Annotated in this window: 27 protein-coding genes; 19 read left to right on the forward strand and 8 right to left on the reverse strand. The window is 73.1% G+C overall.

Features of this window, described 5'->3' with window-relative positions:
- From R4Z63_RS31980 to R4Z63_RS32045, 14 genes are all read left to right on the forward strand, one after another.
- Window positions 1–996, forward strand: a complete 996-nt coding sequence (locus R4Z63_RS31980) for an ABC transporter substrate-binding protein (protein ID WP_384446457.1) — start codon at window positions 1–3, stop codon at window positions 994–996.
- A 347-nt stretch (window positions 997–1,343) separates the two neighbouring features.
- Entirely contained in the window at window positions 1,344–1,949 is a 606-nt protein-coding gene (locus R4Z63_RS31985) for a hypothetical protein (protein WP_384446455.1), read from the forward strand.
- Window positions 1,950–2,084: 135 nt separating this feature from the next.
- A complete protein-coding gene (locus R4Z63_RS31990; RefSeq protein WP_037917566.1) occupies window positions 2,085–2,798 on the forward strand; it encodes a hypothetical protein in 714 nt (237 codons plus the stop codon).
- A gap of 230 nt (window positions 2,799–3,028) precedes the next feature.
- A complete protein-coding gene (locus R4Z63_RS31995; RefSeq protein WP_384446453.1) occupies window positions 3,029–4,540 on the forward strand; it encodes an MFS transporter in 1,512 nt (503 codons plus the stop codon).
- Between the two features lie 69 nt (window positions 4,541–4,609).
- A complete protein-coding gene (locus R4Z63_RS32000) occupies window positions 4,610–5,050 on the forward strand; it encodes an SRPBCC family protein (RefSeq protein ID WP_384446451.1) in 441 nt (146 codons plus the stop codon).
- 128 nt (window positions 5,051–5,178) lie between these two features.
- A complete protein-coding gene (locus R4Z63_RS32005) occupies window positions 5,179–5,394 on the forward strand; it encodes a hypothetical protein (RefSeq protein ID WP_491522621.1) in 216 nt (71 codons plus the stop codon).
- Complete coding sequence (locus R4Z63_RS32010) at window positions 5,391–5,810, forward strand: hypothetical protein (RefSeq protein WP_491522622.1); 420 nt, start codon at window positions 5,391–5,393, stop codon at window positions 5,808–5,810. Before R4Z63_RS32005 ends, R4Z63_RS32010 begins: the two co-directional genes overlap by 4 nt.
- A gap of 153 nt (window positions 5,811–5,963) precedes the next feature.
- Complete coding sequence (locus tag R4Z63_RS32015) at window positions 5,964–6,506, forward strand: MOSC domain-containing protein (protein ID WP_384446447.1); 543 nt, start codon at window positions 5,964–5,966, stop codon at window positions 6,504–6,506.
- Window positions 6,507–6,800: 294 nt separating this feature from the next.
- Complete coding sequence (locus R4Z63_RS32020; RefSeq protein ID WP_384446445.1) at window positions 6,801–9,365, forward strand: molybdopterin-dependent oxidoreductase; 2,565 nt, start codon at window positions 6,801–6,803, stop codon at window positions 9,363–9,365.
- On the forward strand, window positions 9,362–10,345 hold the full coding sequence (locus R4Z63_RS32025) for an FAD binding domain-containing protein (protein WP_384446443.1): 984 nt from the start codon (window positions 9,362–9,364) through the stop codon (window positions 10,343–10,345). Before R4Z63_RS32020 ends, R4Z63_RS32025 begins: the two co-directional genes overlap by 4 nt.
- Window positions 10,346–10,780: 435 nt before the next feature.
- A complete protein-coding gene (locus tag R4Z63_RS32030; protein WP_236647499.1) occupies window positions 10,781–11,329 on the forward strand; it encodes a ribosome-inactivating family protein in 549 nt (182 codons plus the stop codon).
- A complete protein-coding gene (locus R4Z63_RS32035) occupies window positions 11,326–12,171 on the forward strand; it encodes a hypothetical protein (RefSeq protein ID WP_384446440.1) in 846 nt (281 codons plus the stop codon). The genes R4Z63_RS32030 and R4Z63_RS32035 overlap by 4 nt, the downstream gene beginning before the upstream one ends.
- Complete coding sequence (locus tag R4Z63_RS32040) at window positions 12,168–12,932, forward strand: class F sortase (RefSeq protein WP_384446438.1); 765 nt, start codon at window positions 12,168–12,170, stop codon at window positions 12,930–12,932. The genes R4Z63_RS32035 and R4Z63_RS32040 overlap by 4 nt, the downstream gene beginning before the upstream one ends.
- 166 nt (window positions 12,933–13,098) lie before the next feature.
- Complete coding sequence (locus R4Z63_RS32045) at window positions 13,099–13,392, forward strand: WhiB family transcriptional regulator (RefSeq protein WP_384446436.1); 294 nt, start codon at window positions 13,099–13,101, stop codon at window positions 13,390–13,392.
- A 44-nt stretch (window positions 13,393–13,436) separates the two neighbouring features.
- On the opposite strand, the gene R4Z63_RS32050 is transcribed toward R4Z63_RS32045, so the two are convergent.
- Window positions 13,437–13,727 carry a hypothetical protein gene (locus tag R4Z63_RS32050; protein ID WP_384446433.1) on the reverse strand — a complete coding sequence of 97 codons (291 nt, stop codon included), beginning with the start codon at window positions 13,725–13,727 and terminating at the stop codon, window positions 13,437–13,439.
- A gap of 328 nt (window positions 13,728–14,055) precedes the next feature.
- Between R4Z63_RS32050 and R4Z63_RS32055 the strand changes: the two genes are divergently transcribed.
- Window positions 14,056–14,580: a DoxX family protein gene (locus tag R4Z63_RS32055; RefSeq protein ID WP_037918600.1), complete on the forward strand. Its 525-nt coding sequence runs from the start codon at window positions 14,056–14,058 to the stop codon at window positions 14,578–14,580.
- Window positions 14,581–14,593: 13 nt separating this feature from the next.
- On the opposite strand, the gene R4Z63_RS32060 is transcribed toward R4Z63_RS32055, so the two are convergent.
- Entirely contained in the window at window positions 14,594–14,977 is a 384-nt protein-coding gene (locus R4Z63_RS32060) for a hypothetical protein (protein ID WP_384446431.1), read from the reverse strand.
- A gap of 523 nt (window positions 14,978–15,500) precedes the next feature.
- Between R4Z63_RS32060 and R4Z63_RS32065 the strand changes: the two genes are divergently transcribed.
- Window positions 15,501–15,767, forward strand: coding sequence for a metal-sensitive transcriptional regulator (locus tag R4Z63_RS32065; RefSeq protein ID WP_384446429.1), 267 nt, complete (start codon window positions 15,501–15,503; stop codon window positions 15,765–15,767).
- Window positions 15,768–16,048: 281 nt separating this feature from the next.
- Here the strand turns inward: R4Z63_RS32065 and R4Z63_RS32070 are convergent, their stop codons facing one another.
- A complete protein-coding gene (locus R4Z63_RS32070) occupies window positions 16,049–16,753 on the reverse strand; it encodes a 4'-phosphopantetheinyl transferase family protein (RefSeq protein WP_384446427.1) in 705 nt (234 codons plus the stop codon).
- 397 nt (window positions 16,754–17,150) lie between these two features.
- Between R4Z63_RS32070 and R4Z63_RS32075 the strand changes: the two genes are divergently transcribed.
- From R4Z63_RS32075 to R4Z63_RS32085, 3 genes are all read left to right on the forward strand, one after another.
- Complete coding sequence (locus R4Z63_RS32075) at window positions 17,151–17,459, forward strand: hypothetical protein (protein ID WP_037917596.1); 309 nt, start codon at window positions 17,151–17,153, stop codon at window positions 17,457–17,459.
- 234 nt (window positions 17,460–17,693) lie between these two features.
- A complete protein-coding gene (locus tag R4Z63_RS32080; RefSeq protein ID WP_384446424.1) occupies window positions 17,694–19,112 on the forward strand; it encodes a hypothetical protein in 1,419 nt (472 codons plus the stop codon).
- Between the two features lie 240 nt (window positions 19,113–19,352).
- A complete protein-coding gene (locus R4Z63_RS32085; RefSeq protein WP_384682577.1) occupies window positions 19,353–19,937 on the forward strand; it encodes a DUF4232 domain-containing protein in 585 nt (194 codons plus the stop codon).
- Window positions 19,938–20,227: 290 nt separating this feature from the next.
- Here R4Z63_RS32085 and R4Z63_RS32090 read toward each other — a convergent pair whose 3' ends face one another.
- The 5 genes from R4Z63_RS32090 to R4Z63_RS32110 form a co-directional block, all read right to left on the reverse strand.
- Complete coding sequence (locus R4Z63_RS32090; RefSeq protein ID WP_384446420.1) at window positions 20,228–20,485, reverse strand: hypothetical protein; 258 nt, start codon at window positions 20,483–20,485, stop codon at window positions 20,228–20,230.
- Window positions 20,472–20,762 (reverse strand): DUF6400 family protein, encoded by a 291-nt coding sequence (locus R4Z63_RS32095; protein WP_384446418.1) that lies wholly within the window; start codon window positions 20,760–20,762, stop codon window positions 20,472–20,474. The genes R4Z63_RS32090 and R4Z63_RS32095 overlap by 14 nt, the downstream gene beginning before the upstream one ends.
- 608 nt (window positions 20,763–21,370) lie before the next feature.
- Entirely contained in the window at window positions 21,371–21,586 is a 216-nt protein-coding gene (locus tag R4Z63_RS32100) for a response regulator transcription factor (protein ID WP_037917606.1), read from the reverse strand.
- 1,129 nt (window positions 21,587–22,715) lie between these two features.
- Entirely contained in the window at window positions 22,716–23,219 is a 504-nt protein-coding gene (locus R4Z63_RS32105) for a hypothetical protein (RefSeq protein ID WP_384446415.1), read from the reverse strand.
- A 139-nt stretch (window positions 23,220–23,358) separates the two neighbouring features.
- Window positions 23,359–23,850, reverse strand: coding sequence for a dioxygenase family protein (locus tag R4Z63_RS32110; RefSeq protein WP_491522623.1), 492 nt, complete (start codon window positions 23,848–23,850; stop codon window positions 23,359–23,361).
- Window positions 23,851–24,060: the final 210 nt, after the last annotated feature.

A 24,060-nucleotide genomic window follows, 5' to 3' on the forward strand; every position in this document is an offset into this window, starting at 1 on the left:
ATGCGCGACACCCACCCCCTGCGCCCCTTGCGCCATCTGCGCCGCCGGAACGGCGTGGCCGTCCTCGCCGCTGCGACCGGACTCGCCGTCCTCACCGGCTGCGGGGCCGCCGACATGACCCGCCAGTCCTCCCCGTACGCCGCCGCGCAGGGCGCCAAGACGGTCACCCTCTCCGTTCAGTCGTGGGTCGGCGCCCAGGCGAACACCGCCGTCGCCGCCTACCTCCTCGAACACGAGCTGGGCTACCGCGTGGACACCGTCCAGGTCGACGAGGTGCCCGCCTGGGACGCCCTCAGCCAGGGGCGCGTCGACGCGATCCTGGAGGACTGGGGCCACCCCGAGCAGGAAAAGCGGTACGTGGAGGGGAAGAAGACCGTCACCCGCGGCGGCGACCTGGGAGTGACGGGCCACATCGGCTGGTTCGTCCCCACGTACTTCGCCGAGGCGCATCCCGACGTCACCGACTGGAAGAACCTCGACACGTACGCGGACCAGCTACGCACCCCAGAGAGCCGCGGCAGGGGGCAGCTGATGGACGGCTCGCCGTCCTACGTCACGAACGACAAGGCGTTGGTGAAGAATCTGGGCCTGAACTACGAGGTGGTCTTCGCCGGATCCGAGGCTGCCCAGATCACGCAGATCAAGCAGTTCGCCAAGGAGCGCAAGCCCTTCCTCACTTACTGGTACGAGCCGCAGTGGCTCTTCGATCGGGTCCCGATGACCGAGGTGAAGCTGCCCGAGTACACCGAGGGCTGCGCGGACGACCCGGAGAAGGTGGCCTGCGCCTACCCGCACACGCCGCTGCAGAAGTACCTCAACACGCGGTTCGCCCGGTCGGGCGGTGAAGCGGCCGACTTCCTGAAGAAGTTCCGCTGGACGAAGGCCCAGCAGAACGAGGTGTCGCTGATGATCGCCGAGGAGAAGCTGTCACCGCAGCAGGCGGCGAAGAAGTGGGTCGAACGCAACGCATCCGTCTGGAAGCCCTGGCTGGCCTGACGGCCCTGTCGGCCCCAACGGCTCCGTGTCCTCCCGCCCCGCCCCCCGACGGGCATAGGACGAGGACGCGGGGCCCGTGCTCGCGTTGACGACAGGCCGTCCTCCGACACCGAAGGCGTGCCGTGGCGGAGGCCGGAGCCCGACGGAACGAGCCGGCGCCGGTCCGGGTCGCCCGCTCCACCGGGGGCGACGAGCCGTCCGTGACGTCCGGCGCTGCGCCAACCCGGCAACGTCTCGCGGACCTGCCCCGCGGACACCCGGGGAAGGACCGGGCGCGACGTACGGTCGAGCGACCGGCCGGGCTCGGCCGGCCCGCCCCGACGACGTGACCGGAACAGGAGCAGCCGTTGCTTCTCTACGCCCAGATCCCCGCGCGGCGGAACCGCCAGATCCTTGCGGACCTGATCGCGCTGCTGCTGATCGCCGCCGCGGTGAGATTCGCCCTCGCCGTGCACGGCGCGATCATGCAGCTGGCCGAGCCGGGACGGAAGGTGGAGAGCTCCGGCGACAGCCTGGCCGCCGCCCTCGACGACGCCGGGGAGACGGCCTCGCGGGTACCGCTCGTCGGTGACCTCCTCAAGACGCCGTTCCGGGCCGCGGCCGACGCCGGCAGCGGGCTCGCCGACGCAGGACAGTCACTCCAGGACATCGTCGGCCAAGTGGCGTTCCTGGCCGCACTCGGCCTGATCGTCCTCCCCGTCGCCCTCGTGCTCCTGCTGTGGCTTCCGCTCCGACTGCGCTGGATCCGTCGCAGCGCCACCATGCGCCGCCTGCGCGACGCCCCCGGAGGCGCGGACCTGCTCGCGCTGCGGGCCCTCACCGGACCTCCGGCCGAGCTCGCGGCGGTCCCCGCCCCGCCGGGCGGCCTCGCCGATGCCTGGCGCCGCGGCGACCGGGGGGTCATTTCCGCCCTGTCTGAAATCGCCCTCAGGCGAGCGGGCCTGCGGCCGTGACGGCGGTCTGGAAGGATCAAGGGCGACGGTGCCCTTGATCGCTGTTCCCCGGCCGTCGGGGCGGTGCAGGGTCAAGGGTGGGAAGCGGTGCGAAGGTCGCATCCACCGCACCATGCGAGGGCTGAGGAGGAACCGATGAGCGTGGCCGACGGGGGGCGGCAGTGGCCGGACGAGGTCAGCGTCGAGAACGCGAGGGCGACGCTGCTGCAGCTCCTTGCGCGGGCGGGAGTCCCGTCCGATGACGCCCGGCAGCTGCTCGGGCTTCTGGAAGCGGGCGCCCTGGCTCTCGCGCACGACGAGCTGAGCGCCGCTCACCGCGCTGCTGAGGAGAAGGGCGGGGAGGGGGTCGGCGCCCGAGCCGTCCTGGCGGATCTCGGCGCCGTCGCCGAGCGGACCCTGGTACGGGCCGTCGGCGCGGCAGGACAGCAGGGACCGGCGGGGGAGCACCCCAGAGCCAGACGCATGGAGGTGGAACGGGCCCGCGTGGCCGTCACCCCTTTGTACTTGTCGTTCACCGAGGTCTCGGAGCTGGATCCCGAGGTGACGGACGAGGTCCTCGCCGCGGTCCTCGGCACGATGAGCCCCCGGCAGCGGGCCGGGTACGCCGGCCGGCTGACGGAGTTCGCGACCCGCCACAAGGACCGGCTGGAGCGGATGTTCGCCGGTTATGGACCGGGCAGCGCCATCAGCGTGCACGGCCGCTATTCGCTCCTCCACTCCGCCACGAGCATCGCCGTGCTGGAGCGGCTCGCCGCCGCACCGCGCGAACTGCGCGAGGAGTGGGACGCCGTCGAGCTGCCGCCCGCCTGGCTGGACGGGCTGACAACCGCGTGGAACGCCCCGGCCTGACCACCCCCCGGCCGCGCTCGTACGGTCACCGCCGCCCGTGCCACCGCCCGTAGCGCCGCCCGGACCACCCGGGCGAGGACGGGCCGGTGCGGCCGATCACCCGCGCGGGCACCGGACCGGCCGGGCCCGCGCGCCGCCGGGGGCACCTGCACAGGTGCGGACAGCAGTGGACAGCCGCCGCCTCCGCCGGGCATGGAAAGTGGACACCGCCCGGCCCGAGTCTGTGCGCCATGAACCTTGCACGCACGAAGCACACCCCGGACGCCCCGCCCCGCCCGGGGCCCGCACTCGCGGCGCTGGCCGCCGCACAGTTCACCGTCATGCTGGCCACCTCGATCGTCAACGTGGCCCTGCCGCAGATTCGGGCCGGGGCGGGCCTGTCGGACGGCGGCACCACCTGGGTGGTCAACGCCTACGGCCTGGCGTTCGGGGCGCTGCTCCTCGCCGGGGGCCGGGCGGCCGATCTCCTCGGTCGCCGCCGGGTGCTCCTCGCCGGCCTGGCGGTGTTCGCGGCGGCGTCGCTGGCGGCGGGACTCGCCGCCTCCCCGGGCCTGATGATCGCCGCCCGCGCCGTGCAGGGCCTCGGTGCCGCGGTCATCGCCCCGGCCGCGCTCGCCCTGGCGATGGACCTCTACCCACCCGGCCCCGCCCGGGGGAGAGCCCTCGGGGTGTGGGGAGCGGTCTCCGGGGCGGGCGGCGCGGTCGGCGTCCTGCTGGGCGGCGTACTGACCCAGGCGTGGGGCTGGCCGTGGGTCTTCCACATCACCGTCCTCGGCGCCGGGCTGGTGCTGGCGGCCGCGGCCGTGCTCGTACCCCGGGACGCCGCCCGTGGCAGCGGCCGGTTCGACCTGCTGGGGACCGCCACTGTCACCCTCGCACTGACCTGCCTGGTCTGGGCACTGACCAGCGCACGGGCGCTGGGCTGGACGCACGCCGGAGTGCTCGCCGCCCTCTTCGCCGCCGCCGTGCTCCTCGCCGCCTTCGCCGTCGTCGAACGCCGGCAGACGGACGCCCTCATACCGCCGAGGCTCTTCGCCACCGGGCAGGTCGCCGCGGGCAACCTGCTGATGGCGCTGCTGGGGTCGGTGTGGATCGCGCTGTTCTTCTTCCTGCCGCTCTACCAGCAACAGGTCCTCGGCATGAGCCCGCTGACCACCGGGGCCGGCCAACTGCCCCTCGCCCTGGCCAACATGCTCGGCGCCGTCGCGGCACCCCGGATCTCCCGGCGTGTCGGCGCGACCGCGACCGTGGTCGCGGCCCTGCTCACCGAGGCCGCGGGCATGCTGTGGCTGTCCCGGATGACCGCCGAGGGGACCTACCTCGTCGACATCCTCGGCCCCAGTGTCCTGGTCGGCCTGGGCCTCAGCGTCGCCTTCGTCCAGCTCACCGCCCTCGCCGTGGACGGCGTCCCGCGGCAGGACACCGGCCTGGCCGGGGGACTGGTGAACACCACCCGGCAGGTCGGCGGCGCGATCGGCCTCGCCGCCCTCGCCACCCTGGCCGGATCCGTCACCGCGAGCGCGGGCGGCCACCAGCCCAGCCTCGAAGCCCTCACCGCCGGCTACCAGGCCGCCTTCGCGGTCTCCGCCGTGATCCTCGCGGCCTCGGCGCTCCTCGCGCTGCCGCTCACCCGCCGGGGACGGCGCCGCTGCCGGGCGCTCCTCCCGTGCCGCCCGCGCACAGCCACCACCCCGCCCGCACAGGGCGAGGCAGCGCAGCACGTACCCGCTCCCGCCCCCTGACCCCGGACCCGACGCCCCGCCCCCCACCGCAGCCGACCCGACCCGTTCCGCGAAACGAAAGGACACCGCATGTACACCATCGACACGACCGCCCCCGTCGTGGTCAGCCTCAGCACGCGCATCGAAGCGCCCCTCGCCACCGTCTGGTCGGTGCACACCGACGTCGACGCCTGGCCGGCCTGGAACGCCGGTGTCGACCAGGCCCGCCTCGACGGCCCGATGGCGGTCGGCACCCCCTTCACGTGGCTGACCCACGGCATGAGCATCACCTCCACCGTCCGCGAGGTCGTCCCCGGCGAACGGATCGTCTGGGACGGGACCGTCCAGGGCATCGCCGGCATCCACGTGTGGACCTTCGAAGCGGCCGGCGGAGGCGTCGTCGTGCGCACCGAGGAGTCCTGGAGCGGAGCCCCCGTCGCCACCGACCCCGACACACTCACCACGGCCCTCAGGACGTCCCTGCAGAACTGGCTCGACTGCCTCAAGGCCCACGCCGAACAGTCTGCCTGACCAGCGCCCCCGCACCCGGGCCGGGAGCGTCGGCGTCAGCCCGGCAGCCCCCTCCGCGCCAAGGTGCGCCACCCGCTCCCGCCCCGGGCGCCCGTCCGCTCCCCTCCCCACTCCCGGAGACCTCCACCGTGACCAGTACCGCCACCCTCCCGCCGCCCGGCGGCGCCCGTCCCGACCCCGGCCCCCGTCGACCGAGCGAGGTCGACAACCGTGCGGCGTACGCCGGCTTCGGACTCGCCTACCTGCTCGGCCACGGTGCCGCCGCAGCCTCTCACGGCGACAGCCCGCTGCTCGGTTTGCCCGCATGGCTCCCCACGGTGCTGCTGGGCGCGCAGGTCTCGTGACCGGCATCGTCCTGGCCGCCGCGGCCGCCCTGCGGGCCCAACGCGGAGCCCCCGCAGCGGAAATCCTCTCCGGCACCCTGCTCGGCACCGCCTGGATCGCGGGGTTCGCCGCCCTGGCCCTCGCCGTCACCGGCCTGACCTCGGTCCTCGACGCGCCGGAGCTCCAGACCGTCCTGTGGCCCGCCGGATCCGGCATCATCGTCGGCCTGCTCTACCTCGCCGAAGGAGCCGTACGCCGCAACGTGCTGCACTACTGCCTCGGCATCTGGCTCGCCCTGACCTCCGCTGCCGTGCTCTTCCTCGAAGCCCCCCGCCTTCACTGGGCCCTCGCCACCGCGTGCGGCGGCGCCTACGCGCTGGCCACGTTCCTCGAAGCCCGCCGCCTACGATCGCCGGCCGGACCGGCGCGCGACTGACTCCGCAGACGGTACGAGGGCCCCGGGCTGCCCCAGGGCCCTCGCCCGCTTCTCCGCACCAACGGCCTCACCCCGTGAGGATCGTGGATGCTGTGCCGTGAGGGGCGAGGGCTAGGCTCGTGACTGATCACGGTTACCGACGGGGGGCGAGGTATGAAGGGGCGAGTGACGGCGGTCAGTAGCAACGGGGAGCATGCGTTCACCAAGCCGAACCGGGACAGCGTCAGGTTGCTCACCGGACTTGGTGTGGAGGGGGACGTGCACGCTGGCGTGACGGTCAAGCACCGCTCGCGCGTCGCGCAGGATCCCACCCAGCCGAACCTGCGCCAGGTCCACCTCATTCATGAAGAGCTCTTCGCCGAGGTTGGCGAAGAAGGCTTCAAGGTGGCGCCCGGCGAACTCGGCGAGAACATCACCACGGGCGGCATCGATCTGCTCGGTCTGCCGGTCGGCACATTGCTGCGCATGGGTGGCTCCGCCGTCCTGGAAGTGACCGGCCTGCGCAATCCCTGCCTGCAGATCAACATCTTCCGGGACGGTCTCTTGAAGCAGGTCGTCGGTCGCGATGAGGCGGGGAACGGTGTGCGCAAAGCCGGAATCATGAGCATCGTGCGGGAAGGCGGCGTAGTGCGCCCTGGCGACACCATCGAAGTAGAGCTTCCCAACGGTCCGCACCGACCCCTGGACCGGGTCTGACCGGTTTCCCTAGCAGGCAGTGACATGAAGACGGCCGCGAGAGTTCTTGAGGCGTGCCGCCTCGGAGCCGCGCGCCCCTAGCGTCCCGGGCCCGCCCGGCTGCGCACCCCGCACGGAGCAACACCCCGGCCGCCCGATCCACCGCGCCCGGGGCCCGCAGCACCGACCCGGGCCGGCCGGGCCCGTACGCGATCCGGCGTGCCCCGGACTGCGCGGTCCCGGGCGGCGGGATATCAAGGGGCGGTGAGGGTGACGCTCCGGCGGTCACCGCCCCACGGCTGAGGAGTAGGTCTCGTGGAGTTCGAGGTCAATGGCGCCCGGCGCACGGTCGACGTGGAAGGCGACCCGGCCGCTGTGGAGGTGGTGCGCGACCGCCTGGGACTGACCGGGACCAAACTGGTGTGCGCGGGCGGCGTCTGCGGGGCCTGCACGATCCAGGTCGACGGCGAGCCCCGGGTGTCCTGCCTGACCCCGGCGGCCCGGCTGGCCGGTCGGCGGGTCACGACGGCGGAGGGCCTGTCGGGCCACCCCGTGGCCCGCGCCTTCGCCGGTGAGGACGCCCTCCAGTGCGGTTACTGCACCCCCGGCTTCGTGGTCGAGGCGGCCGCCTTCTTCGAGCGCTGGCGCGCCGGACACGGCACCACCGAGCCGGACCGCGAACAGATCGCCGAAGCCCTCTCGGGCCACCTGTGCCGCTGCGGCGCCTACGAGGGGATCCTCCGGGCCGTGGCCGCGGCCTGCGCCGGCGCCTACGACGCGACGCCGACCGGCGGCCCGACCACGGTCGTTCCACGTGCCGAAGCACCCGAGAAGGTCGACGGATCGGCCCGCTACACCACCGACCTGCACCCCGAAGGCCTGCTGGAGGGCGTGATCATCCGCTCGCCCCACGCACACGCGCACGTACGCTCTCTCAAGGCCGGGGACCTGCCGCTGGTGCCGCTGCTGCCCCCCGACGGCATGGTGCGCTACGTCGGACAGCCCGTGGCCGCCGTCGCCGCGCCGGACCGGGCCGCCGCGCGGGCGGCCGCCGCCCGCGTCGTGGTGGACTACGAGGTGCTGCCGGCGACCCTCGACGTACGGCAGGCCCGGACCGGGGACGGGCCGACCGTCTACGCGGACAGGGCGGCGCGCAAGCGGGCCCCCGGGTCGGGCGACACCCCCCAGCTGGTGCCCGCCCGCTGGCGCGGCAACCTGCGCGGCCCGTCCGCCATGAACAAGCGCCCCGCCGCGGCTGTACGCCGTATCCAGGAAGCGCGGAGGAAGACCCCCGAAAGGGTCGTCGAAGGCGTCTTCACCGCCGCCGCGCAGACCCACACCCCCCTCGAACCGCACGCCTGTCTCGCCCACTGGGCCGGGGAAACCCTTCACATCGAGGTGTCCACCCAGTCCGTGCGACGCGTTGCCGAGCTCGCCGCCGAACGCTTCGGCGTCCCGGTGGAACGCGTCGTGGCACGTGCCGTCCACGTCGGCGGCGGCTTCGGCTGCAAGATGGGCCTGACCTCGGACGTCGTCGCAGCGGTCGAGCTCGCCCGGCTGCACGGCGCCCCCGTACGCGTCGTCCTGGACCGGGACGAGGAGCTCACCGACGGCGGATACCGGCCCGGTTCCCGCATCCGGCTGGCCATGGCCGCCGACGCCTCCGGCGACCTCGGCGCACTCGCCATCGACGCGCACAGCGACGGCGGCGTCTCGGTGGGCGGCTCCGTCGCGGCCCTCGCCCGCTTCATGTACGGCAAGGCCCCCCGCAGGCTCCGCGACTTCGACGCCGTCACCCACCGGCCGCCGGGCGCCCCCTTCCGCGGACCGGGCGGACCCACCATGTGCTGGGCCCTGGAGCAGGCCGTCGACGAGATGGCCCGCCGGCTCGGCCAGGACCCCATCGCCCTGCGCCGCCGCTGGGACGGCAACCCCAAGCGGCACGTCCTGTACGACTGGGCCGCCGCCCTTCCGGTCTGGACGGGCCGTCGCGGCGGCACCGGGCGGTTCCGCCGCGGAGTCGGCGTCGCGGCGGCCAACTGGCTGTACTTCCTCGACCCCGTCACCGAGGTCGAACTCACCGTCGAGGACGGGGTCGTCGTCGCCCGCTGCGCCGTACAGGACATGGGCACGGGCTCACGGACCGTGCTGCGCCGGGCCGTCGCGCAGGCGCTCGGACTGCCGGAGACCAGGGTGCGGGCCGAGGTCGGCCGTAGCGACACCGTCCACGGCCCCACCTCCGGCGGCAGCCGCACCACACCGTCCCTGGTGCCTGCCGCCGTGGACGCCGCCGTCCGGCTGCGCGCAGCGCTCGGTGGCGCCGACGTGGCGGCCCGGCTGGACGCGGCGCACGGCGTACGGGTGACCGGCCGACGCACCCGTGACCGCCGCGGCTACGTCACGCCCTTCTCCCTGGGCGGTATCGCCGTCGGCCGCGGTTTCACCGGATCGGTGCAGGTCGCCGAGGTCGAGGTGGACACGCGGCTCGGCCGGATCCGCCCGCTGCGGGTGTGGAGCGGCATCGCCGCGGGGCGCATCCAGGAAGACCGGCTGGCCCGGAGCCAGTGCGAGGGCGCCGTCGTCCAGGGCATCGGCTATGCCCTGTACGAGGAGCGCCGCACCGACCCGGTCACCGCCCGGGTCCTGACCGAGAACCTGGAGGACTACCGGATCCCCGGCATCGGCGACACCCCGGAGATCACCGTCCACTTCCACCAGGAGGGCTTCGACCACGTCCCCGGCGGCGGGGTCGGCCTCGGCGAGATCGCCACCTTGCCCACGGCGGCATGCCTGGCCAACGCAGTCCACGACGCGACCGGCTGGCGCCCGTACGACATGCCCATCCGCCCCGACCGGCTCCTGGAAGGACTGGGTACGTGAGCACCGAGCCCGATCCCACCGTCCTGACCGCCCTTTCGGACACCGTACGGACCCGCGGCGGGGAACTCCGGGCCGGCGGCACCGACACCGGCGCCCGGAAGCACAGCGGCGTCTCCACCGGGCCGTTCACCGACCTCGACGGCGCCACCGCCCTGCACGGCACCACGGTGCTGCCTGACGGTGGACTGCGGATCGGCGCCCTGACCACCCTCGCCGTGCTGGCCGCCGATCCACAACTGCGCGCCGGCTGGCCGGCCCTCGCGGTGTCGGCCGGCACGGCGGCCACCCCGCAGATCCGCGCCGCGGGCACATTGGGGGGCAACCTCCTGCAGCGCAACCGCTGCTGGTACTTCCGCAATCCGCACGTCAGCTGCCTCCAGAAGGGCGGCGCCGGCTGCCCGGCGCGGGACGGCGACCACCACTTCGCCGTCGTCACCGGAGCGGGCCCCTGTATCGCCCCGCACCCGTCCACCCTGGCGATGGCCCTGCTCACCTACGACGCCGAGGTCGAGATCCACGACGAAGAGCCGTGCAGCGTCGGCGACTTGTACGGCGACGGAGACCGGCTCCACCAGAGCGACCACCTGCTGCCGCCGCACCGCATCCTGACCGCGGTCCGGCTGCCCGCACCGCTGCCCGGCGAACGCGCCGCCTACCACCGGGCCACCAGCAGGGCTTACGCGGAGTGGCCCCTGGTGGAGGCCACGGCGCGGCTTACGTTCGACGGCGACACGGTGACGCACGCCGCGGTTGCGGCCGGCGGCGTGGCACGTGTCCCGCTCCGGCTGCCGGAGGTGGAGGCCGCGCTGATCGGCCGGGAAGCCACCCCGGTGACCCTCGCCGCGGCGGCCGCGACGGTGCTGACCCGCTGCCGGCCGCTGCCGCGGACCGGCTACAAGACCACGCTGTTCCGCGACACCGTGCTGGAGGCCCTGGAGCAGGCGGTCGGCGCCGCCGCGCCTGCCCGCGGGGACCACTGAGCGCATCCCGCACGCCGCGGCTCCGTACTGATTTTTTGGCATCACAGGCCAACTATTCGCCCGGCCGCCGCCAGGGCGACTACAAAGGTCGAGACCGAACCGAAACCGAAACCGAATCCGGCGACGGTGACCATGTCACCCGTCGGCGCTCGGAATATGTCGAAGGCGGTGGATGCGCGTGCGTGAGTACAGCAAGGTCGAATCGATTCCGTTCAGATTACCGCGGAGGGGTCCGGACTTCGGCTCCTCCACCTGATGCAGGCGGCCATGCTGAAACCCGTGACGTTTTCCTCGGCGCACGCATCGGTGGACGAGTATCGGCTCCTGACATCGACCATCAGGTCCAGAGCCGCAGATGCTCACGGTGGTTTCAGCATGGCCGGCCCGAGTGGGGCGGGCGCATTCCACCTCCCCCTCCGCATTCAACTTCGCGGCTTGTTCATCGAGCTCTACATCGAGCTCCGCCTGTACCGCGCAGGCGCCCGCATCGTCGGATTCCGCAACACTTTCGAGAACGGACAGGCCCCGCCGGAGGCGTACGTGCGCCACGTGCGGGACGCGGCCGCGCCTCCCGGCATCCGCCGCACGCAGGAACTGCCGTTCGGCGGCCGCCGCAGGGACCTCGAGACGGCCGCCGGCGTGCGGAGTTCCGGGATACTCCTGGGGCGTCGGCCCCTCGGCGATGCGGTGATGTGGCTGCACCGCAACCGTGATCCCCAATACACCGCGCACGGAATGCTCGTGCTCTCGGTGATGCTTTGCGACGCCGCCCGATTCCCCGCTCTGGCCGATGCGATGTCACGCATCTGGATGACCGGGGGAAGGCTGCCCGAAGCAGTGGGCGCCGGAAATCCGTCAAACAGAAACCCATCCAGAGGCGTTGGGGCGCCGAAGAAGGAGCGAGGCCCTTTCCAGGGGCTCGTTTCCACCCCGTACGATCTGCGATTCCCGTCCCGGGGATCCACGGAACAGGAGCGAATGTGATAGTCAAGCGCGCCGGTCGACACGTGGTTCTCGCCGCCGTACCCGCCGCCGTGTTCCTGACCCTCGGTCTTTCCGGACCAGCTCTGGCGCAAGGCGGAAAGGCGTACCAGATCGACCTGGCGCAGCTGAACGAGTCGGGCTCGCGCGGCACGGTCATGCTCAGCCTCAACGGCAACCAGCTGACCGTGCAGATCGAATCCGAGGGCATGGTGCCCGGACAGCCCTCCGCCCAGCACCTCCACGGCTCGACGAAGGGGCACGACTTCAAGTGCCCGGACGCCACCGACGACACCAACCGCGACGGAGTCCTGAGCAACACCGAAGCCACGCACGACTACGGCGACATCAACATCTCCCTCACCACGACGGGGGACACCACCCCCGCCAGCGGTCTCGCCGTCGAGCGCATGCCCAAGGCCGACCCGAAGGGCCGACTCTCCTACAAGCGGACCATGACCGTCAGCCAGGACGTGGTCGAACACATCAAGGACCTGCACGTCGTCCAGCACGGCATCGACCGCAACAAGAACGGCAAGTACGACTTCGAGGGTGCCGGCAAGAGCGAACTCGATGCGAAGCTGCCCCAGGAGGCCACGGCCCCGACCAACTGCGGAGAGGTCAAGGGCGCGGCCGTCGGTTCCCTCCCGGTCGGAGCCATCGAGACCGGCGGCGGCTCCCCGGAGAGCACGCAGAGCGCGTCCGTGCCGGTGACGGTCCGGGACGGTGTGGCGATCAGCGTGCTCGCGGTGGCGGCCGGTGCCGTGGCCCTCTCCCGGAAGCGGGCCTCCGCAGTCCCCGTCCCCGTCCGCACCGGCCGGGAGAACACCGGGGGCCGCGCGTGAAGCGGACCCCCACACCCGGCACGCCCCCCGCAACCGCCGCCACGGCCCCGCCCGACCCGGCTCCCGCACCGGCCGCGCGGCCATACCACCGCGGTGCGCGCCCCCTGGCCGCTGCGCTCCTCGGCGCGCTGCTCCTTGCGGGCTGCGGAGGCCAGAACGCCGCGCAGCCGTCCACCCCGCAGGGGCAGGCCGGGGGAGCGGGCGCCGATGCCGGAGTGCCGGCCCCCGCCGGCGGGGGTGCGGCGGCACCCGCGGACGGCTCGCAGAGCGGTCCGGCGGGAGGCGCGGGCAAGGGCGGGCCCGCCCTCGCCCGATCGGAGCCGCAGAAAATCGTGATCCCCTCCCTGGGCCTGACCAGCACCCTGGAGACGCTGCGGCAGAACGCCGACGGCACCATGCAGACCCCGAAGGACCCCGCGCTCGCGGGCTGGTACGAGCCGGGGCCGACCCCCGGTTCGCAGGGACCGGCCGTGATCGCAGGCCACGTCACATGGAACGGAGCATCAGCCGTGTTCGAGAAGCTGAAGACGATGAAGGGCGGTGACACCATCAAGGTGACGCGCAAGGACGGCAAGACGGTCACGTTCACGGTGGACCGGGTCGGCGAATATCCGAAGGCCGAATTCCCCACATTGGAGGTCTACAAGAACCTCGACCACGCGGGGCTTCGCCTGGTCACCTGCGGCGGGGACTTCGACCCGAAGAAGCACTACTACGACAGCAACGTCGTGGTGTTCGCCCGCATGACGGACGCCGCCTGAGCCGCGCGTCGGGGCCGAGGCGACGCCCGCCGGCCGCAGCAACCCCACTGCGGCCGGCGGGCCGGCCGGCCGCAGTGGGGTGGGAGCCCGTCGCGCGACACGTTTCATCCGCCGGATCGTGAGCAGGCGAGCCTTCGTCACCAGCATCCCACGGAAGGAACAAGCGATGGCCGACGTGTCGCGACTCCCGGGCCGGGCCGAGCACCACTGGGCGTGGCAGGCAGAAGCCGCCTGCCGTGGTCTGGGCTCGCGCCGGTTCTTTCACCCGGCGGGAGAACGCGGTGAGGACCGCGCCGCCCGCGACGAGGCGGCCAAGGCGATATGCGCCGGCTGCCCGGTTCGGGCCGCGTGCCTGCGGCACGCGCTCACCACCGGAGAGGCGTACGGAGTGTGGGGCGGGCTCACCGAGGAGGAGCGCCGGGCCCTCGGAGCCCGCGGCGGCATGAGCAGGGCGGCCTGACGGCCGGCACAGCCCTGCGGCCGGCCGGGTCCGGGGGCTGCGGCTCAGGGCAGCCCGGTGCTCAGCGGACGGGTCGCCCCGGCCCGTACGGAGTTGATCACCGCGTCGTGCAGGGCGCGGCTCGCCTCCTCACTCGGACACGGGACGGGGCTTCCGGCGAGGGGCAGCCAGTCCGAAGCCCCGCTGTACTGCACCGTGACGTGCGCCAGCTTCTCGTCCTCGGTCCACGTGGTGTGGATGTCGAGCTCACCGGTGAGGACGGGCCCCGCCTCGCCGGTCATGACGCCGTCCCGGCCGGCGAAGATCCCGCGGGTCGTCCATGATGCCCAGCTCATCCGGCCTCCTTGCCGCACTGCGCGCAGCGCATCGCACTCGTCGTCCTGTCAGTGTGAACGTGTCGGCCCGCCCGCGCCCTGCGGGCGCCGGCCCACCGTGCCGCGCTCGCCGAACATGCAGGTCATCGGGGGTGCGCAGATCCGGACCGGTCACCGGGTGCCGGCGCGTGGCGCCGGCCCGCCTCCGGAGGCAGGCGTTCGGCGGCGGGACGGCCGCGTCCCGCCCGTTCGGCGGACTTGCCCGCCGCCGCCGGGTGACGGCTGCTCCGACGGGATACGGATGTCGTCGCCGCACCACGACCGGGCCGCCACCTCCAGGGAGACCTCGATGAGCCGTATCAACCGACGTGACCTCGCTCTGCTGGCCCTGCGGGCCGGAACCGGAGCGGTGCTCATGGCGCACGGCACCCAGAAGCTGTTCGGGTGGTTCGGCGGCGCCGGCCTGGACGGGACGGCCGCCGCCATGGAGCACATGGGCTTCACCCCCGGTCGCCGAAGCGCCCTCGCAGCCGGGTTCGGCGAGACGGGCGGAGGGGCGCTGCTCGCACTGGGGCTGGCCACCCCGGCGGCCGGCGCCGCGGCTGCGGGTGCGATGGCGGGCGCGGTCGCCGTCCACGCTCCCGCGGGCTTCTTCGCCCAGGGCGGCGGGTTCGAGTACCCGGCCTTCCTCGGTTTCACCGCCGCCACGATCGGCCTTGCCGGGGCGGGCCGGTACTCCCTGGACCACGCCACCGGTCACACCTTCGACCAGCGGTGGATGCTCGTCCTGGCCTTCACCGCCAGCGCCCTCGCCGCGGGGGCCGTGGTCACCAAGCGTGCGCAGGCCCGGTCGGAGGGCAGCGGCGAGGACTGACGCGCCGGGCCGATCAGCGACCGGCGGTGATCCACCGTACGAGGGCGGAGTTGACCGCGTCGCCGAGCGCGGACAGGGCGCGGATGGCCACCATGTCGCCGGCACGCGGCGGGATGCCGACGGAGGTCAGTGCCGCCTGGAGATCCAGGCGCCGCCGGTCCCAGGCCGTCAGGGACGAGGCCGGGCAGGGTGCGGACGACGACGCGTCGGCCTGTGGAACGGTCGTGTCGAGGAGAGGCGGACCGTTCATCTCGATCTGCTGTTCCCGTTGCGTCGGTTCCTGCGGCGGGGCGTCGCAGGTGAGGAACTCCGCTCCCGCGGCACCCGGGAAGCGGTAGGGGTCGAGGACCAGCTGAGGGACCGTTGCCGCTGACGGGGAGTAGTGCCAGGTCTCCATGCGAACCTCCCGGGGTCGGATGCGCTGCTGTCGGGTCGGGATGGGCGTCGGGCGGGCCGGGCGAAACCGCGTGATGCGGTTCCCGCCGTCCTGCCGGGAGCCACACCCTGGCCCCTGCCGGCGGAAACCGCTACGACTCGTGACGGGTGTTTCCCCATGCGGACATGCCTGTGACCCTTGCCTGCACGCGGCAGACGTCACCGTCCGGTTGACGTCGTCGGGCCGGGGCGGGCGCGTCGCCGGCGATAGGTCGACGTGAGCGGGTTCTGCCGGATAAGCAGCTCATGCGCGCCGTGCCGTGCGCTGTGCGCCGAACGGGGCATGGATCCTGTAACAGCCGTACGCCGCAACTCGCTCACGCGCGGTGACGCCGCGCCGCAGGAGTGTGCGGGGGCCGGCCCGCCCCGATCCGACGCGGATCCGGAGGCGCGAGCCCGCTCGCGCGGGACGAGCGCACCCGCCCGACCGGATACCCCGCTGGGTACCCTGGGGAGGACAGTACGGTCGGTGACGAGGAGAAACGGTGAAGGTGGAGGAAGAGGCGGCGACTGCGGTCCTCAACCGTCTGAGGCGCGCGCAGGGCCAGCTCGCGGGGGTGATCGCCATGATCGAGGCGGGTCGCGACTGCAAGGACGTCGTCACCCAGCTGGCGGCCGTCTCCAGGGCCCTCGACCGGGCCGGTTTCAAGATCATCGCCAGTGGTATGCGCCAGTGCCTCGCCGAAAGCGAAGAAGGCGCACCCCCGATGAGCGAACAGGAACTCGAGAAGCTGTTCCTCACCCTCGCCTGACACCGCGGCCCGCCCCGAGGCGCACGCTGGACGGTCCGGACGCTTCGTGCCGCGCTGAGTTCCGGACGCCCGGCCGGTCCACCCCTCAGTCCCATTGCCCTGCGGAGCAGGAGGATCCGGAGGCGCAGGCCCGGGTCGTGTCCCGTCTCGTGGCGGGTGAGCCGAACTCCGGCGACGCCGCGGTGCCGGACCGGGCGGTCGGCCGGTCGGACCGGGACCCGGGCTGGACGTCGCCGAGCCCGTGACGTGGCCGGGCACGTCACCGGTGGCCACCGAGTGCGTCAGGTGTCGGTGAGGGTGGCGAGGGCAGCTTGATGACGGGGCGGGGCCGGAAGGTCGGTAAGGCGGTACCCGGGCACCGTGGGCGGGGTGGCACGGGTGCTGACGTAGGGGTGGGCGAGGCCGCCGGCGAGTCCGGTGCCGGTGGCTTTGAGGCAGGCTTCCTTGCGGGCCCAGCACCGGGCGAGCGCGGTGACGCGCTCGGCTGCCGGGAGGGAGTTGAGCTCCTGCGTCTCAGTGGGGTGGAGCACGTGCAGGACGTCGTCGACGGTGTGGGGGGTGGGGTGCTCTTCGATGTCGATGCCGACTGCGGTGGTGGCGACGGCGATGTACGCGTGGTCGCCGCTGTGGGAGAGGGAGAAGTGGAGAGGGTTCCCGGGGACGTTGGGACGGCCGTGCGGTTCGCCGCAGCAGGGGCAGTCCTCGCGGGTGAGCCGGATGGTGCGGGCGGGTTCGCCGAGGTAGAGGGCGAGAACGGTGCGCAGGGCGAGGTGTGAGGCGGTGTAGCGGTGGGCGAGGCCGGGGGTGCGGAAGCGGGCGGCGCGTTCGCGTTCTCCGGCGTCGAGGATGGTGTGGGCGTCTTTGACGGGGTGGCCGCCGACCGTGTCGATGGTGGTGTTGAGGGCCCACACCACAGGGGCGACGGCGGTGGGCGCGGGGCCCGGAGCGGGCGGGTTGGCGCCGAGTTGGTTGATGTTCTCGATCACGCGCTTGAGGGTAGTCGAGCCGGTCGGCGCGCCGGCCACGGTCTGCGGCGGGCGAGGTGCCTTGCCCGTGGTGACGGATCCGCGCGCGCCCGCACGGCGGTGACGTACGCCGCGAACCGGATGGTCGACCGGCAGCGGCAGGAGGACAATCGCGGCATGGAGGGCGTGATGGCCGCCTGTACCGGACTGCTATGACCACCGGCCCCGCGGCACAGGCGGTCCGTAACGGTACCGCTGCCGGTACCGGTGGCTCTGCCCGGCGCCGCAGCCGCTCGGCCGCCGTCCGAGGCCGTCGCATGCGGTGCCCGAGGAACCGGGCAGGCCGGTCGCGGGGGTTCGGGGCCCGGCGTCGGGGCATCCGTACGATCTGGCCCCGGCCCATCGACAGGAGGCAGCAGTGACCACCTACGTCATCACCGTGCCCGGCACCTTCTTGAAGGAGATCGACGAGGGTACCCGTTCCGATCTGGCAGGCAGGCTGGCGTCGCACCACACCGGCCTCAGCGAGTCGGAGGACGTGGAACTGCTCACGGTCCACGAGGGCGGCGCCTTCTCCGTCCGCCTCGAAGTGGACGCCCCGGACCGGGCGACGGCCGAGGCCGACGCCGTCCGCCTGCTGACGGGCGCCCTCGAGGAGTCGGGCGTCCCGGAGAAGGACGCCCCCCTGGGACCTTGCGCGGTCACCGGCATCGACGCCGAGTCCTGACACTCCTGCCCCGCCTCGTTCCGGGCGATCGCCGCCGCGTAGGCCGCCACCGGACCAACTGCAGCTGCCCGGGCCGGATGCGGAGATCCGCCGCGCACGTCCCCCGTTCCTCCGGCGCCGTGACGCGCCCCCCGCAGTTCTGCCCGGGTGCCGGGGGCGCCCTCGTACCGGGAAGCCGCGGTGGGCAGTTGGGGCATGTGCGGTGGGGGACGTGGTGTGGGTACCGTCGGGCCCATGGGTTTCAGTGGTGAAGGTGCCGGCGGTGGGCGGCGGGGGCATGTGCTGCTGTTGGCGGGGGACGCCGCGGTGCGCCGCGGTGGGGTGCTGGTCGCTCCCGGTGCGAACGTCGCTGCGCTGGCCATGGTTCCGGCGGGTGCGCTGCTGGGGTGCGGGGCGCCGGCGGACATGGTGTGCCTGGAGGGAGTGCGTGATCCGAACACCGTGCTGGCACGGTTGCGGGTGGCCGTGGGGGCGGCGGGCCCGGTGTTCGTGTACGTGTCGGGGCGGCTGACCGCGGACCGCCGCGGCCGGCGGTTGTTCGTGGCGTTGGCGGGGACGACCACGGGCAGCGTGCGGTACACGTCGCTGCCGTGGGAGTGGCTGGTGGGGGAGCTGGGTTCGCGTACGGGGGGCGAGACCACGGTGGTGGTCGATCTGGTGGCGGACAAGGCGGCGTGGCCCCTGCTGGGGGAGTACGGCACGCTGCCGGGGCTGTCCGTGCTGGCGGGGGTGGAGGCCTTCGGGGTGGTGCGCGGACCGGGTGCGGCTGCGCCGGCTGAGGACGGCGGGGTCAGCGGGTACACCCGGCAGTGGATCGACCAGCTCAGGCGCGCTCCGGTGCGGCCGTCCCATGTGGAGCTGCACGTACTGGCGGCCGGGTCGGCGGGGCTGCCTCCGGGGACGCTGGTGGTGCCGTCCGCGGGGGAACTGCAGACGCGTGCCGTGCCGGTGCCCGAACGCCCGCGGTCCGGACCGGAGTCCGTATCCGGGTCCGCTGCCCAGGGCGTTCCGGTCTCGGGGCCGGCAGTCGTGATTGCGCCCTCTCCTGGCACCGCACCCGCACCCGCACCCGCACGCGTTTCCGCTTCCGTCCCTGCGTCTGCATCTGCGCCAGGGCCCGTGCCCGTCCTTGCGACCGGAAGCACGCCGGGCACCGCAGTCGGCCCGGTCCCCGTGCCCGTACCCGTCCCCGGGGCGTTGCCGGTGGGCGCCGTGGAGGGGGATCCGCGGGCGCGTCTGCACGCCCTGGCGGTGGAGGGCCGTCATGGGGAGGCGGATGCGCTGGCGCGGGCGTGGGAGCGCGCGGTGGTGGAGCGGTGGGGGCGGGTCTCGGCAGAGGCGGTGCGGTGTGCGGAGATCCGTGCGGACCTTGCGCGGATGGCGGGGGATTTCGTGTCGGCGACCCGGTTGTGGACGGGGGCGGGTCGGGTGCGGCTGGAGTGGCAGGGGGTGAATGCGGCCGAGGTCCGGGACGCTGCGACGGGAGCGTTGTACTGCTGGACGCAGGTCAGGCACCCGGCCCGGGCGCTGGAGACCGGGCCGGACCTGGTGGGCCTGCTGCGGTTGCTGCCTCTATTGGATCAGGCTCATCTGCGACTGGCCGAGCGGCGGTTGGACGCGCTGCGTACCGCGGACGCGGCTCTGCGCTTCTGATCGCGTGATTCCGTACGCGCGATGTGCCGGCCCCGGCCGTGTGGCGGCTTCGGAGCGGTAAGGGCCGCAGCCGGCGGGCGCGGAGCACGTCCGTGCGCGGCGCGGCCGACCTGGCTGCCTGGTGCTCCCGTGCCCCTCTGGTTCCCTCGCCTTCCCGCGTGCGGTGTGGGGGCGGCAGGGTCACGCTGGAAAGTGGCCCATCCGGACACCGCTGCAGTGTGGCGTGTGGGAAGGAGCGTCATGTCCTGCACCGTGAAGAGTGCCGTGGCCGGCCGCCGCCCGCGTGCGGTCCTGGCTACAGCGGCGGCGGCTGTGGCCCTGCTGGCCGGGACCGCCCCGGCCACCGCCTCTACTACCGGAACCGCAGTCGGGGGTGACGTCGGGAGCGGGATCGTCGCCGCCCCTGTGCCCCCGTGTCGCGGTGGGCAGCTCGCGGCGGGGGGTGCCGAACGGTTGGGGGCGGACGCCGTGCGGATCACCGTCGTCAACGAGAGCGGGGCGCCGTGTGTTCTGCGGGGCTACCCCACGGTCGCTCTCGCTGGTCAGGGCTCGCCCGCCAACGCCCGGTCTCTCACGGTGGTCCACCAGGGCCCGGCCCGCCCGGTGGTGCTGCCCGCCGGTGGCGCGGCGGTGTCCCGTGTCTCCTTCGCGCCGGTGCTGGGGGAGGCAGACGGCTACTGCGCTTCCGGTGCCGAGCCGTTCGCCGCGCCTTCGATGGTGGTCGGTGTGGCGGGTGTCCGCTTGCAGATTGCGCCCGACGACGGCGGGAACTTCGCGGTGTGCGGGACGGTCGTCCGTGCCACTTCCTTCCGCCCTGCCTCCTGAACCCCGTGCCTCCGGCCCCGGCCGACGGCTACTCCTGCGCTGCGGTCTTGCCCGAAGCGGTGGGTACGGGCGCGGAGTCGCAGGTGCCGGCGCCGTTTGGCCGGGCTGTCCGCGACGGGCCCTGCCCGGACGGTGTTCCGCGAGGTCCCACCGTGTTCCGGCCTGCCGCCGCGCCCGGAAGAAAGGGGGCGAGGTGAGGGGCTTGCAGCAGTGGTGCGGGCGGGCGGCTGTGGGCCCAGGGCCGGACGAGCACCGCTGAGGATGCGCAGAGGGCTGTCAGGTTGGTGCCTTCAGTGGGTCGGTGGGGTTGTGGTGGTGTGCTGCCAGGGGTGGCGGGTGGCGCCGAAGCCGCTTTCGTGAACCCATGCGTGGCTGCAGTGGGGGCATTGGAGGTGGAGCAGGCTGCCGGTATTGGTCAGGAGGTAGCGCCAGTGCGTGGGGCAGGTGCGCTGTTGTCGGCAGGGTTCGCAGTCGTGGGTGTCGCGGCAACGGGGACAGGGGATCCAGGCGCGGCGGCCGGGGTCGGCCTGCGGGTCAAGAGGCAGCACGGCCGTCTCCCCGGATGGGCAGGACGCCGGCGGCGACGAGGCCGTCGTAGAGGCGTTGCTGCTCGGCGTCGAGTCCGGAGTACAGCAGGTCGTATGCGGATTCCTCACCGAGGAGGACTTCCACCGGGTTCCAGTCGGGTCCGAGGGCTTCCATGATGTGGGCGCGCCGGAGGACCTCGTGCGACGTGAGGTCCACGGTGAAGTCGGCGGACGCCGACCCGCCGGAGCCGGCTGCGGTGTCGGCGTTGTCGTCGGGGGAGGGGGTGTGGGGGGCCATGCCCTCGAAGTTAGGTACCCCTTCTTTTGCCGGTCAAGGGAGGGTGGGGGGAGTCACAAGCAGCCCCTGGCCTGTCCTGATCCCTGGGCGAAGAGGTGGCGGAGTGTGTCGTATATGTCACCAGAAGTCGCAGTGGGGGTGGTGGGGTCTGCGTGTGACGGTCGGCCCAGGTGGGGTGCCTCCGCGCCCTTGGTCGATGCGTGACGGAGGCCGGCGGTCGGCGGCTCTGGACCGCCCTGGAGGCCGTTCCGGTGCGGCGGGGGTCGTCTGTACCGGCACCGGGCCCTGCTCGGGGGTGCGAGCCTGCGGGGGATGGCCAGGGCGGGGATCCGATGGGGGCGGCGAACGGCGTGGCCGGCTTCTTGGGCGGGACTTGGGGAGAAGCCGTGGCCGAGGTGGTCCTGGGCCTGCTCACTGGTGCGTATCTCGGTCGCCCGGCCCCCTTCACCCACCTGAACCGGTCCGTCGGTCCGCGCTTCACCCTTTGCGCGGGAGCGGCTGCTCGGCATCCCTCGCGCACGGTGCGCGGCAGGTCTTCCGCGCCCTCGGGGTGGCGTTCATGCCGTCGATGGGGATCGGGGCGCGGGGCTGGGCCCGGTGGTGGGGGTTTACAGGCCGAGGGCGATGGCGATGCGGGTCATTTCGGCGGTGCTGTTGACGTTCAGTTTGGCTCGGATGCGGCGCAGGTATGCGTCGACGGTGTGCTTGGAGAGGCCCATGTGGCGGGCGGTTTGGAGGTAGGTGTGCCCGGCGGCGATGTGGCGTAGTGCTTCCTGCTCGCGGGGGGCGAGTCCGGCTGTGGGGGTGGCGGGTGTGGGAGTCATGGGATTTCCTCTGCCGTGTCGGCTCGGTCACCGCTGCTCGCGTCCTCGGAAGCAGTAGGGATATCTAGCTGGATGTCCCTTTTGTTGTCTTATGAAGAGCGTGGCTTCGGGACTTCATGGGGCTGTCCGTCGACTGTCACAGCCGTGTGACAGGCCACCGCCACCCCCGCCGCCTGCGCCGTTCCCGCGGTCCCTGCCGTCCCTGCCGCCCTCTGCCGTGTAAGAGCCCTGCGACCGGTCGGCTGCACCGGGGAGGCCGGATGTCGGGTGGGTGCACCCGGCGCGCGGATCGGTCCGAAGGCGCCTGTGTGGGGGCGCCGAGTGTGACGAGTGCGCCGTGAGGGCAGGGCGGGCGGGCAGCCCGGGTGGAGGGGATGCGGAGGCCGCGTAACTGCGCGGTTCCGCAGCGCCCGGTACGGCACATGGCGGTGTCGCCGGGGGGGGGGAGGGGTGGCGAGCCGGTGGGTTGCGACCCGGTGAGGGCCCGCTGCCTGAGGTGTCTGCCGTTCCGTCGACCCCGAATTCTGCGGGACGGGTTGTGCTCGGCCGGAGCGAGTCGGCCGTGGGGCCGGTGTGCCGGTGGACGTGGAGAGCACCGCTTCGTGGGAGGAGAACGGGGAGCTGAGGAGGGACGCGAGCACTTTCAGGAGACGGCGAGGTGCCCACCGGGGAGACATACGGATGAGCCGCTTGGATTGCGTCGCCGGCGGCATGCACCGTCACGGCGTGTAGCGATCGTGCGCGATCCCGGGTGGCGCCCGCTGAGGGTTCTACCGCTGGCGCTGGCGCTGGCGCTGGCGCTGGTCGGTCGCGCAACGGTCGCGCCGCGTAGCGGCAGGCGCCTGCCTTGCTGGCCGGATGCGGGCCGAGCACCGGCGGCGTTTGGTGCCTCGTTGCGCCGGATCCCCTTGTCGCGACGGGATGCGCCGCACGCGCCACAGCAGTCGAGCTCGTCGACATCCAGTGCCCGCAGGGCCCTTGCTGAGAGCGGCACCCCTTGGTGCGAAGGGTGCTCCTGCAGAAGGAGGGCCGTCTCGGGCGGTCCTTCACCAGCCGTGTCATGGACCTGCCAGGCGATCCCAGTGGGAGAGCGGGGGCAGGTCTGAGGCGGGCACCCCAGGGGCTGGGGTCAGGTGGTGGGAGTGGTCGCGGGGGTGTCGTAGACGAGTTTGTAGGTGATGTCCTTGGGGATGGGGGCGGGCGAAGTGTCGGTGTAGAGGAGTCGGATTCTGGTGAAGCGTTGAGTTTGGGGGTGGTCGGGCCAGGGCTGGGGGTTGCTGAGGGTGACGGTTACCGGGTAGGGGCGGAAGCGGCCTGCGGCGCAGTAGGGGCGGCAGTCGTTGACCATGTCGGTGCCGGTGGCTGTGGCAGTGCTGGGGCCCCACGTGTTCCAGTGCAGGTCGACGAGTCGGTTGTTGCCGTCGCCGCAGGCGAGGAGGTATTCCTCGGGCCGTATGTGGCCTTGGGAGGAGCAGTCGACGACGACCGGGTCGGGTGGGGGTGCGGGCGCGGGGTGCGCGGCGGAGGCTGGCAGGGCTGCGACTGTGAGGGCTGCAGTGGTGCTCAGCAGGATCCCGGTCCGTTTCCGGGACCGGGGGTGGTGGGTGTTGTGGCCGTGTCCTGAAGTGTCCACGAGGCCTCCCTTGCCCGTCCGTGGCGCCCGTCGGCGCTGTGGCCATGCCCAGCTTCTCCGATCCGGGCGAGGCGCGCACCTGCTGGGAGCCGGCGCCTTGGACCGGGGGAGGCCGCCACCCCGGCCCGGGTAGGGCGGTTCAGGTGATGCCGATGGTGTACGTGGTGTGATACCCGCCGCCGTCGCTGTCCGGCGTGAGGGGCAGGGTCATGGTCTTACCGGCGGCCCGGTAGCGGCTGTCGCGCTGGTTGGGGTGGTCGGGGGCGGTGCGGTGTGCGTACGGCGGGCGGGCGTACACCTGGGTCAGGAGGTCTTCCGGGAAGAAGAACTGCGAGGTGGTCTCGGTGCGGGAGTCGGGGCGGACTTTGAAGTGGATGTGCGGGGCCAGCCCGGCGTACCAGCCCGGCACGATCGTGCGGAAGGTGCACCGTCCGGTGCGGTCCGTGGTCTGGGTGCCGCGCAGGAAGGTGTCCTTGCCGGTGGAGTAGTCGCCGTTGGCGTCGGCGTGCCAGACCTCGACGGCGGCATGGGCGAGTGGCCGGCAGCCGGCGGCGACCCGTACGACCCTGAGGTCCAGCCGCAGCGGTACTCCGTTTCGGCCCTGGGTGATGTCGGAGCGGACCAGGTCCACGTCCAGGTAGTACGGCCCCGCGCCTGCCTCGACGGCGAGGATGCAGGCGGGCGCGGCCGCGGTGGTCCGTCCGGCCGGGGGCGGGGGGCCGGTGGGCTGTCCGGCTGCGCTCCGTGTTCCGGACGGGGCTGCGCACGCCCCGCCCCAGGAGGGCGGCGGCGCCGGCCGATCCGGCGGCGAGCAGCAGGGCGCGGCGGCCGGGCGGCCTCG

This window comes from Streptomyces sp. PL-29 (assembly GCF_058344425.1).